This is a genomic window from Rhizobium sp. 268 (assembly GCF_036571585.1).
GTDB classification, from domain to species: domain Bacteria; phylum Pseudomonadota; class Alphaproteobacteria; order Rhizobiales; family Rhizobiaceae; genus Rhizobium; species Rhizobium redzepovicii.
Genome location: NZ_JAPPSO010000018.1, coordinates 73,055 through 88,645, shown reverse-complemented (window position 1 = coordinate 88,645; position 15,591 = coordinate 73,055). Strand labels below are relative to the sequence as shown.

The 15,591-nt window shown below is 59.3% G+C and carries 13 protein-coding genes and 1 pseudogene; 6 read left to right on the top strand and 8 right to left on the bottom strand.

All coding sequences use genetic code 11. The features are described from left to right. Positions 1-126 precede the first annotated feature (126 nt). From OS035_RS28460 to OS035_RS28425, 8 genes and pseudogenes are all read right to left on the bottom strand, one after another. Positions 127-231 (bottom strand): annotated as a pseudogene (locus tag OS035_RS28460) (cupin); the annotation flags it as partial. Further along, a complete protein-coding gene (locus tag OS035_RS28455; protein WP_331814325.1) occupies positions 228-839 on the bottom strand; it encodes a GIY-YIG nuclease family protein in 612 nt (203 codons plus the stop codon). The gene OS035_RS28455 and the pseudogene OS035_RS28460, both read right to left, overlap by 4 nt. Beyond that, the gene (locus OS035_RS28450) at positions 836-1,492 is read right to left on the bottom strand and encodes a hypothetical protein (RefSeq protein WP_331814323.1); all 657 of its coding nucleotides are present in this window, start codon (positions 1,490-1,492) and stop codon (positions 836-838) included. Before OS035_RS28450 ends, OS035_RS28455 begins: the two co-directional genes overlap by 4 nt. 198 nt (positions 1,493-1,690) lie before the next feature. Then, positions 1,691-3,616 (bottom strand): AAA family ATPase, encoded by a 1,926-nt coding sequence (locus OS035_RS28445; RefSeq protein WP_331814321.1) that lies wholly within the window; start codon positions 3,614-3,616, stop codon positions 1,691-1,693. Next, a complete protein-coding gene (locus OS035_RS28440) occupies positions 3,600-4,124 on the bottom strand; it encodes an ABC-three component system middle component 5 (protein WP_331814319.1) in 525 nt (174 codons plus the stop codon). The genes OS035_RS28445 and OS035_RS28440 overlap by 17 nt, the downstream gene beginning before the upstream one ends. Next, entirely contained in the window at positions 4,125-4,685 is a 561-nt protein-coding gene (locus OS035_RS28435; protein ID WP_331814317.1) for an ABC-three component system protein, read from the bottom strand. A gap of 430 nt (positions 4,686-5,115) precedes the next feature. After that, positions 5,116-6,648, bottom strand: a complete 1,533-nt coding sequence (locus OS035_RS28430; RefSeq protein WP_331814315.1) for a DHA2 family efflux MFS transporter permease subunit — start codon at positions 6,646-6,648, stop codon at positions 5,116-5,118. 211 nt (positions 6,649-6,859) lie between these two features. Further along, positions 6,860-7,768, bottom strand: a complete 909-nt coding sequence (locus OS035_RS28425) for a flagellin N-terminal helical domain-containing protein (protein ID WP_183854434.1) — start codon at positions 7,766-7,768, stop codon at positions 6,860-6,862. Between the two features lie 337 nt (positions 7,769-8,105). Here OS035_RS28425 and OS035_RS28420 point away from each other — a divergent pair, with 337 nt between their 5' ends. The 6 genes from OS035_RS28420 to OS035_RS28395 are packed head-to-tail and all read left to right on the top strand — an operon-like array spanning position 8,106 to position 15,525. Beyond that, positions 8,106-9,797 (top strand): ABC transporter substrate-binding protein, encoded by a 1,692-nt coding sequence (locus OS035_RS28420; protein ID WP_331814313.1) that lies wholly within the window; start codon positions 8,106-8,108, stop codon positions 9,795-9,797. A gap of 18 nt (positions 9,798-9,815) precedes the next feature. Continuing rightward, on the top strand, positions 9,816-10,796 hold the full coding sequence (locus OS035_RS28415) for an ABC transporter permease (protein WP_097629728.1): 981 nt from the start codon (positions 9,816-9,818) through the stop codon (positions 10,794-10,796). Further along, positions 10,796-11,698, top strand: a complete 903-nt coding sequence (locus OS035_RS28410) for an ABC transporter permease (RefSeq protein WP_097629729.1) — start codon at positions 10,796-10,798, stop codon at positions 11,696-11,698. Before OS035_RS28415 ends, OS035_RS28410 begins: the two co-directional genes overlap by 1 nt. Continuing rightward, positions 11,695-12,510 carry an ABC transporter ATP-binding protein gene (locus OS035_RS28405; protein WP_131710796.1) on the top strand — a complete coding sequence of 272 codons (816 nt, stop codon included), beginning with the start codon at positions 11,695-11,697 and terminating at the stop codon, positions 12,508-12,510. The genes OS035_RS28410 and OS035_RS28405 overlap by 4 nt, the downstream gene beginning before the upstream one ends. After that, positions 12,507-13,451 carry an ABC transporter ATP-binding protein gene (locus OS035_RS28400; protein ID WP_131710797.1) on the top strand — a complete coding sequence of 315 codons (945 nt, stop codon included), beginning with the start codon at positions 12,507-12,509 and terminating at the stop codon, positions 13,449-13,451. The genes OS035_RS28405 and OS035_RS28400 overlap by 4 nt, the downstream gene beginning before the upstream one ends. Positions 13,452-13,503: 52 nt before the next feature. Then, positions 13,504-15,525, top strand: a complete 2,022-nt coding sequence (locus OS035_RS28395) for a beta-N-acetylhexosaminidase (protein WP_183778261.1) — start codon at positions 13,504-13,506, stop codon at positions 15,523-15,525. Positions 15,526-15,591: the final 66 nt, after the last annotated feature.

Below are 15,591 nucleotides of genomic sequence, written 5' to 3'. Positions count from 1 at the left end.
GATAATCCCGGAAATTCCAGCTCCCGCTGGCCCAAAATTGGGGAGCACTTCACAATGGGCCAGAGCTTACTTCAAAATGGATTATTTCAACGGGGCAAGGTCACGGTGCGCGAATGGCTACCGCCATTACTCGACGAGAAATCCCGACGGTCCCTGAACGGGATCGGTATCGGGTAGGGGTACCGATGAGATTTTCGCCAGCATCTTGCTTGACGCGGCATCCTGATCTATCCCGCGCCCCGCACGTTCCAGGGGAGGTCGTATTTCTTGATCAGTCCGAGTTCAAGACCGGCGCTTCCATGAACAGGGAGTCCGTTCCATTCGAGGTCCGGCGGGACGGCCACATAAATTTTGATGGAGCCAGCGACCGCCAGTTCGGCTTTGAGAGTTTTGTTCAGCCGCTGGCTGGTCCGTTGGGAAATTCCCGGCCTGCCGTAGAAATAGAGCCGTTTTGAAATCCCCATAGTCGCGACGCCGACATAGTGGGCTATGCCGTCCTTCACGAACGCGTAGACGCCCACCTCTTTAGGCAACGGCAAATCGACAACCAATTCGTCTGCAGGCGACATCATCCAGCGACCGGCGAGCGCGAAGCCACCGTCGATGAGAACGGACACCGGCAAGGGCGGCTTCGCAGTCTGAGATGGGGCCGAGGGCCCTTTACGAGAAACAGCCGGAACGGAAGGTCGATCATTTACCTTGAGAACTTTGTAAGCGTGCTGATACCGAATGCCTAAGCGGCGAGCGATCTCGGCCGTCGCCAGACCTTCAGCAGCGAGTGCACGAATGCGCGCCGAGATAGTCGTACTGCTACCGCCAGTGTCGAAGCTGGAGGTCATCTTTCGGAGCCCAACAACCAAATTTCGCTAACAGCCTTTTCGACAGCCTTTTTAATCGTGGTGCGATCCGCATCAGGAAACAATGCCTCCGCAAGGGTCTCCCGTTTGGCAGTACTGATTTTCGGCGCGACGAAGCGAGGGTCAGCTATCAGCCTTTTGACGATTGGCGCGAGCCGCTTTTTCTCGTCGGCTTCACGCCTCTGCCGTTCGACTTCTTGCTCCCGATCAAATGCAGCCCTACCTTCATCGGCTAGGACATTTGCAAGCACGTCGACTTCCTCTTCGAACTCGTCAAACCAGTCGGTCGTCTCGACAGCAAGATGCATGATGCCATTAGCCATCACGCCAAGGATCAGGCGCGATGATTGACCACCCCGATTGGTCCATTTCATCGCAAATTTCCTTAGATCAGCGTCTAGGTCCGCCTCTTCGAAGTGCGACCCGACTTCCTCGATAGCGTCAAACTCTGTCAAGAGCATGTAGATCAATCGTGGCTTCAGGTGTCTGACTAGAGCAGGGAAGATGTCGGCACCGACAGCGGCGGCTGGAAGATGCTCGCTCGACCAACTGGTTTCGAGGATCATCGTCCCGCATTCTTCTGCAGCGGCGCGAACGTTGTTCGCTATCAGGTCCAGGTCGCTGCTGTCGGTCATTTTCTATTCGCTCCGTATTGCGATCACAGGCTGAGGCGATTCGACACTCCATCTTCCGGCGACCTGATCCTGTAGACGAGCGAAGGCAGTTTTCCATGGAAACTCGTTTGGAGGTTCTCGCAACTAGGGAAGTCTGGACGTAAGGCTCATTGCGCTACACCAAGGATGCCACGACTATCTTCCGCCAATACTCATACTCTAAAATAGGGAGCCTTCGATGTTCAGGGTTCCGTCGTCTCTTGTCGAAAATTTGCCGATCAGATCAGTGTCTGCGATGTCGGGTGAGGGCATCGCGGTGGCAAGAATGATCTGGTGAACAGTCGAGGCCTGCTGTGACAGCTGAACCACCAGGTTCTGAAAATTATGTGATCGCTCGGGCTCCATCCCCATATTCTCAGTGATGTCGATAAGCAGGAAGCGTGGGTGCCGAAATTTCGGGTCATCGAGTGCGGCCTTCAAAAAGCCCAGCAAAAAGCTGTTTTTCAGAATAACGCGGGAACTAGCGGAGAAGTAGGTCTTACCGTCCACAGTGATCGAATTCGTCCTAAACGAAAACTGCACTTCCTGGGGATTTTCGAAGCTATCCTGACGGCGGAGGTCGTTACGAAGGAAATGAATCGTCTCTTTCTCAATACGCCGCCGTGCATCGTTTAGTCTGGTCTCCTGCGCGGCTTTCAGTTGATCGATCTTTTCGGATGCTCGATTGATCGCAAGTTGCAACTGTTCTTTACGAGCACGCAAATCATCGATGCGCCGAGCGAGGGTGAGCTTTTCCTCGATGTCGTCGAGCTGGCGATCAACATAGCCAAGTTCACGATGCAGTTTACGCAGTGCATCGCGGGCTTCCGTAGATGGTAGCACTTGAAGTGCTTCCAGTTCCCTCGCGGCGGTGTTCCACTTGGAGAATAAAGCCTGGTAGTTGCGTTGAAGACTAGACAAGCGTTCCGCCCGAACGTCCTGAAGCTGCTTAGACTGCTTGAGTTGAATAGCCGCCTCATTGATTAAGCCAACGATACGCTCTTTGGCGCGTTGCCTGTCCAGCGGTTGCTTGCAAAGATGGCATGCGTGGGTCTCATCACTTCCATCTAAGACCTGATAGCATGCGGGACAACTTGAAAACGTGATCGCACCGAACGCGGTTGCTACCGTCTCGGCATCCCGAAGGGATTCTATTTTCGTTTCCAGTGACGAAATGAATTTCGCCGAGTCCGCAATTTCGAATTCGACCGCTCGTATCTCATCTGTTCGGATTCGAAGCTCAGTCTGGAGTTGCTGAACCTGTTCATAGGTTTCTTGCTGGGCCTTAAGCGAAACTTCGTCTTGATCGGTTTTTGTGTAAAAGGACGCTTCAGCGGCCGCAACGCGTGTCAAAAGAGCTTCGCGGGCATCGACGATTGACCGCTTCTGCTGTTCGACCCATTGAACCCCTGTTGCCTGGCTGCCTCCGCCGATCACTGTGACAATACTTTTCAACTCGCCCTCGACCTGATCGAAGTCACGCTCGTCTTGCCGCAGTTTAAGTTGCGTTTCGTAAATCTCTGTGTCGTAAGCTCCACATAGTAGGTTTCCGACCACCTCGCGCAGTTCCACGCGATCAAACACTCGTTCCTGGCGGAAAATATCCTCAATCGGACTGAGTTGATCCGCATACAACAAACGCAAAATCTGATGCATCGTGATGTTGCCCGAGCCTTCTCCGGCAACGTCGGGCATTTCCAATAGGCGGAACAGCGCTTGCGAAAAACTTTCCTGGTTTGCGGTTCGTTGATAAGGATATCTTGTCCAAGCTTCCAGTGGTGCGATCACCGCTTCTTCATAGCGTCCGCTGAAAATCTCCATTGGCGTCCTGGAGGTATCGACAATCTCCCTGCGCAAAACCGCTGGTAAGGTGTTCAGTTCAACCTCTAGCCAGACATGGGTGCAAAGCAGCGCACGATCACTCCAATGCTGGAGATCGCCTCCCAGTCCAAAGAATAGGAAGTTCATTATCGTTGATTTGCCTGAAGAGTTCTCGCCACGGATGACGTTGACTCCTGCGTGAAAACGTTCGTCGTACGCGACGAGGTTTCCCCGCTTTACAACGAGGCGCTTCACTACCAATGAGGGCTTAAGCAGTTGCGTCATAGCGATATTCCAGCAGACCCGACCGAGACTTAATGCCATCCTGCCCTGCAGTCGGGTATTCATTTATCAATGTCTTAAGGAACGCCGACAATTCTGGATTTGCCGCGTTCTGGTCCGTGACGCGCGCTTCCAACTCACCATTTGGTAAGTCTCCAATCAAGAGAACCAGACCGCGTGTCAGCTTCGGCGCATCAATGATCTCGACTCGACCCAACGTCGCGAGTGCAGCGAGTTGGATTGGTTGCATTCTCGCGATCAATGCCTTTTCATCCGGCCATTCGCCGTACGGCCGGGCATGCTCATATCTCACGCCTAACTGCTTGAAACCCGAGTGTTTTCGCCGAAAACGAAACGTGCTTATCCTGAAAGGAAACAATACGTAAAAGTCGAGAACGCGCAAATGATCAACTGCGAGCGCCTCCTCGCGCTCATTCAACTGCAAGATTCGCAGAATGCGAAATACGGCGTGATATGGATCGAGCGCTTCTTGATAGACAATCTGGTTCATCTAGCTCACCGGTTGATGCCAGCGAATGAAGCAAAGCTCAGCAAGCCAGTAGACCATGCCGAGAACGTGGTTTGCATTGACAGTAAAAACACCGCACCCAAACTCTTCTACGATTGGATGAACGATACGGTCGAGAACCATCGCGTTGGTCTCAGATATCGAACGGGTCGGAATGTCGGGGTAGATAACCGAATTGAATTCGGTTTCCACCTTCGCAAGGAAATGCGCGAAAATCTGTTGCGCGGAACTGTAGAGCGCATACCTTTCCAGCAGTTTCGCGAACATCTCCTTTTTCTCGATAGCATCCAGGTAAAATGCCGATTGACCGGAGGCCTTCAGTTTTTGCTCAAGACCGACAATGCCATCGACTGCCTTGCCACGGTGATAGCGAACAAGGTCCTCGATGAGTTCGCTCGTCTCGTTATCAGCGATCTGCTTTTCAAGTTTCTGAAGCAGCTTCTCGACCACCCCCGCCGAAGGCGGAGAGCCATAATTGTTGATAATGTCACGACCAGCCATATCGCGGCCGGCATTCGCGCCCCATTGACTGACACGATTCACTGCGATTCCTCAGTGGCGCTTGTCGCGACCAACAATGTCACCACCAGCTTTGGCCCCAGATTGGTCCGTTGAACTCCCGCCATTTGATGAGGAAAGGTTCTTTTTTGTCACCTGATAGGTAATCAATGAACCAAAGAGGCTTCCACCAAGGAACGCTCCAATAATGCTCGTCCAATCCATAAAATAGAATCCCTCCAACCGAACCTTTGATAGAACATATTTGATCGAGATTGCAAGCATGACGTTAGTGGAGGGTCGCTTTTTCACCGCAGCGCAACGCGATCCGGCGGCGCTCTGATCTTGAAGACCATTTGGACCAGATTTGATCCGCTACGTTGATTGAAGCAGATAACGTAGCGCCCAAACCAGAATAGCCCAGAGAGCTCCGTTGAGCAGACGCAACGATCCGCTCTAAACGAATCTGAAACCCCTATGCCGGCCGCCTGGCGAAGGGCACGCAGAGCAGGGCGCAGCCGGTGAGGATGGCGACGACCATCCAGGCTTCGTTGATCGCCTGGACGCTGGCCGCGGTCTGGACCAGCGGATCGAGCAGCGCCGCGGTATCCGCATCGAATTCCCCATTGTGGCCCGATATGGCCTGAAGAGGTGCGCCGATGAATGTGGCGGCATCGATGTCGCCGGCCCGCAGACGCGCCCAGAGGCCCTGGCCCAGCGGTTCGGAGCGCGTGTAGATGATAGTGTCGATCAGCGCGATGCCGATGGCGCCGCCGAGATTGCGCATCAGATTGAAAAGCCCGCTCGCATCGGGAATGCGATCGGCCGGCAGCGTGCCGAGTGCCAGCCGCGTCGGCGGCAGCAGGCAGAACATGATGGCGACGCCGCGCACGATCTGCGGCCAGAACATCGCATCGTAATCCGAACGCGGATCCTGAAAGGCGCTCATGCCGACGCCGATCGCAAACAGCGCGAAACCGGCGGCCGACAGCAGCCGTGCATCCATGCGCTTCTCCAGCGCGACCGCGATCGGCGCCGTCACCAGCTGGGCGATGCCGGTGACCAGCATCGTCATGCCGATTTCCAGCGCGTCGTGGCCTCTGACGAAAGCGAGAAACACCGGCATCAGATAGACCGAGCCGAACAGGCCGATGCCGAGCACGAAGCTTAAGGTCGAGCCGACGAGAAAATTGCGATCGGCGAAATTGCCCAGATCGACAATCGGCCAGCGCCGGCTGAGCGTGCGAGCGATGAACACACCGCCCGAGACAAGACAGATCGCCAGCAGGCTCAGCACATAGGCCGAGGTCCAGCCGCTGGTCGGCGCCTCTTTCAGGCTGAGTTCCAGCGTCGTCAGCGCGGTCGCCATCAGGAGAAGCGACAGACCGTCGAGATGCCTGAGTTCGGACGGGTCGGCCGGCTGCCGCGGCAGGAAGAATGCCGCCAGGATTGCCGAAGCAATGCCCGGAAGGATGTTGATCAGGAACAGCCAATGCCAGGAATAGGTCTCGGTCAGCCACCCGCCGACGATCGGCCCGACCGTTGGCGCCAGCACCGCCAGCACGCCGGCAATCGTCGTCGCCAGCGCCTGCCGCTCGTTCGGGAACAGGATGAAAACGGCCGAAAACACCGAGGGGATCAGGGTTCCGCCGGAAAAACCCTGCAGCACCCGCCAGGCGACCAGCTCGCCGAAGCTGCCGCTGGCCGCGCAGCCGGCGGAAGCCGTCACGAACAGGCCGATGGCGGTAACGAACAGCCACCGCATGGTCAGAAGCCGCGTCAGCAAGCCGGTGAGCGGGATCGCCACCACCTCGGCAATCAGATAGGCCGTCTGTATCCAACTCATCTGATCCGGATCGATACCCAGCGCCGACTGGATGGTCGGCAGCGACGTCGCCACCACCTGAACGTCGAGGATCGCCATGAACATGCCGATGCACATGGCGAGGAAGCCGAGCCAGACGATGGCGGGCCTTGCATCGGGATGGGCAGGCTCAACTCGTTCCATGCGATGGTCCCGCGCGCGCGGCAATTCTGCCGCGGTTGAGAAGATCGATCATGTTTGCTGTGGAGACGATCGACATGTCAACCGGCATGTCGGGGCAAGAGGGGTCCCAAATGCGATCGAGCCTGACCGGGAAGGCCAGGCTCGATCGTTGATCAGCGGGGGTGAGCCGGGCGTTTTATGCGCCGGGCTCCCTTTGCGTCTTTGATTGCGACTAGCCGCGGAAGAGCGACAGGATGTTCTGCGACGAGGAATTGGCAATCGACAGCGACTGGATCGCCAGCTGCTGTTGCGTCTGCAGGGCGGACAGCTTGCTCGATTCCTCCTCCATATCGGCATCGACCAGCCGGCCGACGCCCGAGTCGATCGAATCCGACAGCGCTCCGACGAAGTCTTCCTGCAGATCGATGCGTGTCGAGATCGAACCCAGTTGTGCACCGGCCGATGTCATCGCCGACAGCGCCGATTCGATGGTCGACAGCGCTGACTGGATCTGACCGGTGGTAAAGTTGGTAATGTCGAGCGAGTAGACGGAATCGCCGTTTGCATCGGCCGTTCCGAGGATACCCGTCGAGGTTTCGATCGAACCGCCGCTCATGCCGAACAGCACATTGCCGGCGGAGCTGGTATCCAGAACGTAATCCGTCATCTTGACGGAAACGGCGCCGGAGCCGTCGCGAACGAAGGAGGATACGACGTTCTTCGTGCCGTCGGCACCGGCGACCCAGTTCTCGCCCGAGAACGACGCCGACTGGGCAATGCTCATCAGCTGCTCTTGCAGCTGGCTGATTTCTTCCTGGACCTTTGATTTGTCGACACCGTCTTCGGTCGCTGCCACCAGCTTGGCTTTGATCTCGTCGACGACGTCGATCGCGCTGTCCATTGCCGTGTAAGCCGTATCGACCTTTGCCGCACCGAGGCCGAGCGCATCGGAGACAGCAGACAGCGCCTTGTTGTCAGAGCGCATCGTGGTGGCGATCGACCAGTAGGCGGCATTGTCGGATGCAGTATCGACCCGATAGCCCGTGGAGACGCTGTTCTGTGTCGTTTCGAGATTGGAATTGATGCTGCGCAGCGTCTGAAGGGCAGCCATCGCGGAGTTGTTGGTATTGATGCTCGTCATCGGAAATTCGCCTGTTTCGGTGGTTGCATATGGTGAAACCCGGGGAAACATCCCGGCCGTGGCGAGCAGCCTCATGCTTATCGACCTGGAGTTTCCGATCAATTCGCCATCGTTGGAATAATTATCGTACTTAAAAGTACCTTAATGGTTAACGCGGCGAGCTCGGCCCTTGTTTTTTTGTTCACCATGAAATTGCGCCTCTCAATGGCTGCGAAAACGGCTCAGGCTGCCCCCTGCAAAAATTTGAGATCGGCAATTGACGCAAAGGCGGGAAACTGACTATCAATATTAAATCAATTTGATTGACTTCAAAAATAAATAACGAGGGAACGTTGGAATGAGATCGAGCAAACGCATGTTTCACAACATTTCCGTGCACGCCGGCTGGGCAGCGGCAACCGCGCTGACGGCGCTCGTCGCTTTCGGGGCGGGCAGTGCGGCCGCTGAATCGGTGCTGACGATGCACATCGAGGAGCAGACCAGCTGGGTTCAAAATTTCAATCCGTTCGATCTTGCCGGCCGCCGGCAGAGCACGATGGATTTCATCTACGAGCCGCTGGTCATCTTCAATGCCGAGGATGGCGGCAAGCCGGTCTTCCGCCTGGCGACCGGCTATAAATTCTCCGAGGACATGAAATCGGTTACCTACACCCTTCGACCCGGTGTGAAATGGTCCGACGGCCAGCCGCTGACCTCGGCCGATGTGAAATATACGATCGACCTGATGCTGAAGAACGCCGCCCTCGACACGGTCGGCGTCGGCGAGACCGTCGCCTCCGTCGAGACGCCGTCGGCGACCGAGGTGAAGATCGATCTCAAGGCCGTCAACTCCGATTTCCCGGAAACGCTGGCGGACCTCGCGATCGTTCCCGAGCATATCTGGAAGGACGTTTCCGATCCTGTCGCCTTCAAGAACGAGAAGCCGGTCGGTTCCGGCCCGATGACCGAGCTGCGCCGCTTCACGCCGCAGGTCTACGAGCAGTGCCGCAACCCGAACTATTGGGATGCCGCCTCGCTGCATGTCGATTGCTTGAGACTGCCGCAGATCTCCGGCAACGACCAGATGCTCGCCATCCTGCCGGAGGGCAATATGGACTGGATCGGATCCTTCATTCCACAGATCGACAAGACCTTCGTCTCACTCGATGCCGACCATAACGGCTATTGGCAGCCGCCGGCCGAAACCGTCGCTTTCCAGATGAACTTCAAGAGCGGCAATGAAGGCAACCTCGAAGCCTATAAGGACCTGAACTTCCGCCATGCCTTCAGCCTCGCCATGGATCGCAAGTCCATGGTCGATATTGCCGGCTTCGGCTATCCCGTCGTCAATGAGCATGCGACCGGCCTGCCGCCGCGCTTCGAAGGCTGGCGCAACAAGGATGCCGAGGGCGGCAAGGACGCCTTCATGGGCTTCGACACCGAGAAGGCCGGTAAGATTCTCGACGATGCTGGCTACAAGAAGGGTGCTGACGGCTTCCGCACGACGCCGAGCGGCAAGCCGATTGCCTTCCCGATCATTGTTCCGAACGGCTGGACGGACTGGATCGATGCGGTCCAGATCGCGGTCGAAGGCCTGCGCGCCGCCGGCATCAATGCGTCGGTCGCCACGCCTGAATATGAACAATGGCGCAAAGAGATCATCGACGGCAGCTTCGAGGTCGTCATGAACTCCCGCGCCGACGGCGCAACGCCGTTCCGCGGCTACTACCAGAGCCTGTCGACTCCCTATGGCGGACGCATCACCGGCGCCCCCTCGCGTTATTCGAACCCGAAACTGGACACGCTTTTCGATCAATACCTGCAGGCGACGTCGGACGACGACCACAAGAAGATCTTCAACGACATTCAGCTGCTGATCGCCGACGACTTCCCCGTCGTGCCCGTCTTCAACGGGCCGACCTGGTATCAGTTCTCCAGCAAGCGCTTCACCGGCTGGGTCACAGATAAGGATCCGGTGATGAATCCCGAGGATCACGATAACAACCGCATGCGCCTGATGCATCTGCTGCGTCTCAAGCCGGTCAGCTAAACCCAGCGAGGGACTGAAATGCGCATTTCGAGCCGGCGCCTCGGCGTCTATGCGGTCGCGCTGGCCTTTGCCATCGTGGTGAACTTCATCCTTCCCCGGCTGATGCCGGGGAGCCCGGTCGATGCCATGGTTGCCCAGCTCGGTCCGCGGGCAACGCCGGCGGCCGTCGAGGCGATCAAGGCGCGCTTCGGCGCGGTCGACCAGCCGATGCTTTGGCAATTCGTCGATTATCTGAAGGGGCTCGTGACCCTCGATCTCGGCGTCTCCGTGAAATATTACCCCCAGACCGTCGTCCAGGTGCTCGGCCGCTCGACGCTCTGGACCATCTTCCTTGTCACCACAGCGATTGTCTTTTCCCTCTGTGTCGGTGTCGTGCTCGGCGCTGTGTCGGCCTGGCGCCGCGGCGGGCGTTTCGACACGATCGTCTCGCCGCTCTCGGTGATCATGATTTCGGTGCCGCCGGTCATCGTGGCGCTGACGACGCTTTTCGTCTTCGCGGTCTCGCTGCGCTGGTTTCCAGTGGGCTATGCCTACGATCCCAATCTCGATCCCGCCTTCAATTTCACCTTTATCGGCAGCGTTTTCGCCCATGCGATCCTGCCGGTGCTGACGCTTTCGCCGTTTCTGATCGGCGAGTTCCAGACGACGATGCGATCGTCGATGATCTCGGTGCTCGGCGAGGATTATGTGACCATGGGCCGCGCCAAGGGGCTTAGCCACCTCACCGTGATGTTCGGCTATGGCGCGCGCAATGCGATGCTTCCTGTTCTGACCAATCTGGCGCTGATGCTCGGCGCCGTCTTCGGCGGCTCGATCGTCACGGAGATCGTCTTCAACTATCCCGGCCTGGGGCTGACGCTCTATACCGCGAGCATCGCCCGCGATTACCCTGTTATCCAAGGGCAGCTGCTGCTAATGACGCTTGCGACCCTTGGCGCCAACTTCCTCGTCGACATCATCTACGGCTTTGTCGATCCGAGATTGCGGGAGGCGGCGTGATGAGCTTTACGCTGTGGCCGATCCTCAAGCAGAAGAAGGCGCTCGCCGGCCTGATCATCATCGCCGCCCTGTGGCTGATGGCGCTGTTTGCGCCGCTCGTCGCTCCCGGAGAGCCCGGAGCGCGTGTCGGACGCTCGCATCAGCCGCCGTCGATTGAACATGTTCTCGGCACCACCAAAATGGGGCGGGACGTCTATCGCCAATTCGTCTGGGGCGCCCGCAGCTCCCTTTCCGTCGGCTTTGCCACCGGCATTGCCATCACCGTTCTCGGTACGGCGATCGGGCTGGTCGCCGGTTATGCCGGAGGCAGAACGGATGCCTGTCTCGACCTTGCGACCAATGCCGTGCTCGTCATCCCGAACATGCCGCTTCTGATCCTGCTCGCCTCCTTCGCCGGCACGGTGGGGCCGATGACGATCATGACGATCATCGCGCTGACCTCCTGGCCCTGGGGCGCCCGCATGACCCGGTCGCAAACGATGGCGCTGCGCAATCGCGATTTCGTCACCGCCTCGAAGATGATCGGCGAGCCGGCCTGGCGCATCATCTTCGTGGAGATCCTGCCGAACCTGACGACGCTGATCGGCATCAACCTCGTCGGCAGCATCATCTACGCCATCGTTGCCCAGACGACGCTCGAATATCTCGGCTTCGGCGATCCGCTGAAAGTTTCCTGGGGCACGATGCTCTACAACGCCCAGAATTCCTCCGCGATCATGGTCGGCGCCTGGTGGGACATCGGGGTGCCCGCACTCGGCATCGCCCTGACCGGCCTTGGCCTTGCGCTGTTGAATTTCACCTTCGACGAGATCGCCAATCCGCAGCTCCGCTCCGGCCCGGCGCTGAGCCGCTGGTTCCGCCTCAACCGCGCCCGCAACAGGGAACTGGAGCTTGGCCGATGAGCGACAATCTTCTGGAAATCGAAAAACTCAATGTCGATTACCTCGTCGACAAGGGAGAATTCCGCGCCGTGAAGGACGTCTCCTTCACCATCGGCCGCGGCGAGATCTTCGGGCTTGCCGGTGAATCCGGCTGCGGCAAGAGCACGATCGCCTATGCCATCACCCGTCTTTCCAAGGCGCCCGCCTGGATCAGCGGCGGCAGCATCCGGCTCACCGGGCAGGATCTTTTGAAGCTGCCGGAACGCGAGTTGCAGACAATCCGCTGGAAGCGCATCGGAATGGTCTTCCAGAGCGCGATGAATTCGCTTAATCCGCTGATGCGGGTCGAGGCGCAGTTCCACGACGTTCTGCGCCGGCATACCGGCTGCTCGCAGGCGGAATCCCGGGCACGGGCCGAGGAGATGTTCCGCCTCGTCGGCATTTCCACCCATCGCCTCGGCGATTACCCGCACCAGTTCTCCGGCGGCATGCGCCAGCGCATCGTCATCGCGATCTGCCTAGCGCTGAGACCGGAACTGATCATCATGGACGAGCCGACGACGGCGCTCGACGTCGTCGTGCAGCGGGAAATCCTCGAACAGGTCGTCGACCTGCAGCGCAGCTACGGCTTCTCCGTGCTCTTCATCACCCACGACCTGCATCTGATGGCACAGCTCTGCCGGCGCATCGGCGTCATGCTGAAGGGCGAGCTCGTCGAAGTGGGCGATGTCAGCCAGGTCGCTCATGCGCCGAAGCACGAATATACGCAGAAGCTATGGAATGCCATTCCGCAGCTTCCGGACAATCGGCATCTATCGGGAGTCGTGGCATGAAAGCGGAGGCAAATCCCGTTATCGCCGAAGCGGTGATCCGGCTCGAGGATATCAAGCGCGATTTCGGCCCGGTGCGGGCGCTGAAAGGCGTGTCCTTCTCGCTTTTTCCCGGCCGGGCATTGGCGCTCGTCGGCGAATCCGGCTGCGGCAAGACGACCTGTGCCCGCATCATCGCGCGGCTGGACAAGCCGACCGGCGGCAGGCTGTTTTTCCGCGGGCAGGAGCTGACCGCCCGCGGCGAGGCTGGGGCTGAACGCAGTTACCGCCGGGAAGTGCAGATGGTCTTCCAGGATCCATTCTCGTCGCTCAACCCGGCCTTCACCGTCAGCCATCATCTGGCGCGGCCGCTGCAACTGCATCGGCAGAGCGGCGTGAAGGCCGATCTCGCCCAGGAGATTACCCGGCTGCTCGCAAGCGTCGGGCTGGAACCCGAAGTGACCCGGCAGAAATTCCCGCATGAACTTTCGGGCGGGCAACGCCAGCGTGTCAACATCGCCCGGGCGTTAGCCGTCGCACCGAGCGTGCTGGTCGCTGACGAGCCGACCTCGATGCTCGACGTTTCCATCCGCAAGGATATTCTCGATCTGCTCGCCAGGGTGAAACGGGAAAACGATCTCGCCATGCTCTATATCACCCACGATATCGCAACGGCGGCGCATGTGGCCGAGGAGATTGTCGTGATGTTTGCCGGCCAGATGGTCGAATGGGGCGACACCGAAAGCGTTCTTTCCGACCCGCGCCATCCCTATACCAGGCTGCTGCTGTCCGCCGTTCCGGACGGCAGCAGGCCGTTCGTGACCGGCGGAAGCGCGCGTTTCCTCGAACAGGCGGAAAAGGTGCGGTCGCTGAGCCGCCCTGAATCGGCTGACATCGAGCAGGTCGGCCCCAACCACTTCATCCGCGCGCTCGGCGTTTCCAATGCCAGACTGCCCAAGAGCTGATTTTCAAACGCCCGCTTCTCAAGAGGCCAATGTTCAAAAGGAAAGAGTGACCATGTCCACACCGCGACCGAAAACCCTGCGGCTTGAAACCCTTTGGAACCCGCCGGCCGACGGCAAGGAGTTCTCCTATGTTCTGCGTCTCAAGAACCTCGGCAGCGCGCCGATTTCGGGCTTCTCGCTTTGCATCAGCGGTCCGGGCCGGGTCGATCCGGCCGGACGGGTCGAAGGCGCCACGGTCTCAAAGCGGCTCTCCAATTTCACCGAATTCCAGCCCCCGGCCGATTTCGTTCTCGCCGCCGGCGAGACCTGGACGATCTCGGTCTACGCGCTGAGCTGGCAGTTCCGCCATTGGACGGACGGCGCGACAAGCGCCTATCTCGCGCTTTCCGACGGCGGCACCATCGTGCTCGGCATCGAGCCGACGCGCTCTTCGGTCAGCAACGCGGCCCTGAAGCGAGGCGCCGAGATCTATCCGGTTCCCGTCAATGCGCCGGTTCAGGTGTCGATCATTCCCTGGCCGAACCATGTGGCGGTCGCCGCGCGCAGTCCATTGCCGGCCGGTTTTGCCCCGCGGGCGCAGAGCGCCGAAGGGGAGGCGGCAGCGCAGAGCTTCGCGGCACTGGTGGACCATCTCTTCGCCGTCGAAGGCATCGTGCGCACCGAAGCGGAAGGTGCCGTGCCCGTCGCCCTGAAGGATGCCGCCGGCTTCGCCCCCGAGGCCTATCGGCTGAGCTTTGACGAGGAGAGGCTGACGGTCGAGGCGAGCAGCCGGACCGGCTTTCTCTACGGCCTCGTCACCCTCGGCCAGATTTGGCGCGGTGCAAGGCTGCATCCCGGCGTCTTCCAGTTTCCGGCATCCGGCGAGATCGTCGACGAGCCGGCGATGGGCTGGCGCGGACTGCATCTCGATGTCGCCCGCCAGTTCTACGGCGCGGCCGAGGTCAAGAAGCTGATCGCGGTGCTTGCCTGGAACAAGCTCAACCGCTTCCACTGGCACCTTTCCGACGACGAGGCCTGGCGCGTCGAGATCGACGCCTATCCGGCGCTGACCGCGGTCGGCGCCTGGCGCGGCCACGGCCTTGCGGTGCCGCCACTCCTCGGTTCGAGCCCGGCCCGCACAGGCGGCTACTATCCCAAATCGGTCATCCGCGAGATTGTGGCTGAGGCAAAGAGCTTCGGCGTCGAGATCGTGCCGGAGATCGACATGCCCGGCCATTGCTACGCCATGCAGCAGGCGATACCCGAACTGCGCGATCCGGCCGAGGTCGGCAGCTATTATTCGGTTCAGGGCTTTCCCGACAATTGCATCAATCCCGCCCTCGAGAAGACCTACGAGATCGTCGAGACCATCCTGACCGAACTCATCGAGCTCTTTCCATTCAAGACAATCCATCTCGGCGCCGACGAAGTGCCGCTCGGCGCGTGGTCCGGCTCGCCGGCAGCGCTCGACCGGCTGCGCGCTGTCGCCGGCGACGCGGTTGCCGACGCCCATGCCAAGCGGCTGAACGTCGTGACCAATACCCATGGCGCCGACGATATCCACGGCTCGGGCGCGGCCATCCTGCAGGCGGAATTCCTGGAGCGGGTCCAGCGCTTCCTGGCGAGCAAGGGCTGCATCACCGGCGGATGGGAAGAGGCGGCCCACGGCGATGTCATCGACAAAGCGAAGAGCTATCTCTGCAGCTGGCGCAATGTCGAAGTCTCGGCCGAACTTGCCGAACGCGGCTATGACATGGTCGTCTGCCCCGGCCAGGTCTATTACCTCGACATGGCGCTGAGGCCCGATTGGGATGAGCCGGGCGCCAGCTGGGCGGGAACGTCGGACGCGGAAAAACTCTATAATTTCGATCCGGTCGGTGGCTGGACAGCCGCGCAGAAAGGCAAGCTCCTCGGCATCCAGGCCTGCATCTGGTCCGAGCCGATGACGGATCGCGCCGTTTTCGACCGCCTCGTTTTCCCGCGTCTTTCCGGGCTTGCCGAAACCGGCTGGACGAAGCCGTCGGCGAAGTCATGGGAGCGCTTCAAGGCGCTGGCCGGGCTGATGCCGCTGCTCTATGGGTTGCAGGAGTCGTAAACCGGGCCTGGCACCGCCATGGAATTTGAGGATCGTCGCGCGCGCCGAGAAAGGTGCGCGCACGAC